The following is a 1,122-nucleotide window of genomic DNA, read 5'->3' as shown; positions in this document are numbered from 1 at the left end:
GGGGGCCCGGGTCGGGGGGCTTGGGGCCCGCGCCGGGGGCCTGGGGCCCAGGCCGGGGGCGTCCCGCGATCGCCGGACGGGCTGGACTTCCGCGGGAAATCCAGCCCGTCCCGCGATCGGAAACGCACCCCGGAGGGCAGGCCGCCCTGTGCGGGACGAGCCTGAGGTGTATCGGGGACGAGCCCGAGGTTCTCACGACGATCCTGAGAATCTCGGATCCCGGGAATCTCAGGCGGCGTTCTCATTCGGCCGTCGGTGGCGGCCGTTGGCCGGTGCCTGGGACTCCTCGGACGCGGCCTGCCCCCGGTGCTTGCCGTGAGAGTCATCGGCCTGGGCGGCGGCGTCCCGCGGGCGCGCCTGGGTCGTGTCGATGTGGGTTTCGGACATGGTGGGTACGTCACCCCGTCAGATCGCTTTGTACTGTGCGAAGGGGGCTGACCACGATGTCGCACGCCCTTCCATGCGCATCGCCCGGGGCGCCCCGCGCGTGACGGAACGCCGGGACGCGCAGCCCCCGACCGAGTCTAACCACGGTGGTGATCCCGGACCCAGCGGGGTGGCCGGGGCTGCGGGGGCCGGGCGAGCGGGGCCTGCTGTAGCGGTACGGGCCGCAGGGCGGGGCCCGTACCGGAGCGGGGATCGGGGTCCGGCTCGGGCCCCATCTCCTGCTCGACCCCGGCCCATGAACCGGTCCCGCCCCACGGCTCGACACCCGATCCGACCTCGGACTCCGGCATCCGCACCGGCACCGGCATCGGTTCCCGCACGGGCATCGGCATCGGGACCGGCTCGGGCGTGCGTGCGGGTGCGGGTGCGGGTGTCCGCGACGGTGCCAGTCCGGCCGTTCGCGAGGGTCTCAGCTCGGACGTCGGTTCAGACGTCGGTCCGTCGTTTCGCGGGGGTCTCGGCTCAGGCGTCAGCCCGGCCGTTCTCGACGGTCTCAGCTCCGGTGCCGGTTCAGGCGGCCGCAGCGGCGTCAGCCCAGGCGTTCGCGCGGGATCCGAGCCGCCGGGGCCGCCGACCCGGGCCCATGGTGTGATCCGGGTCGCGATCCCGGCCGCGGGGGACGTCGTCCGCGGTGTCCGCGCGTCCCGCGCCCCGGCCGGACCCGGCCCCGGACCC

The 1,122-nt window shown here is 75.2% G+C and carries 2 protein-coding genes; both read right to left on the bottom strand.

Annotated elements, in window-relative coordinates; genetic code table 11:
• Positions 1 to 228: 228 nt before the first annotated feature.
• Positions 229 to 387, bottom strand: coding sequence for a hypothetical protein (locus KN815_RS49230; RefSeq protein WP_216348220.1), 159 nt, complete (start codon positions 385 to 387; stop codon positions 229 to 231).
• Between the two features lie 137 nt (positions 388 to 524).
• Positions 525 to 767, bottom strand: a complete 243-nt coding sequence (locus tag KN815_RS49225; RefSeq protein ID WP_216348219.1) for a hypothetical protein — start codon at positions 765 to 767, stop codon at positions 525 to 527.
• Between the last annotated feature and the right edge of the window lie 355 nt (positions 768 to 1,122).

The sequence above is a fragment of the Streptomyces niphimycinicus genome (assembly GCF_018883605.1).
GTDB classification, from domain to species: Bacteria; Actinomycetota; Actinomycetes; order Streptomycetales; family Streptomycetaceae; genus Streptomyces; species Streptomyces niphimycinicus.
Note: the sequence above shows the minus strand (reverse complement) of the source record. Positions and strands in the feature narration are given on the sequence as shown.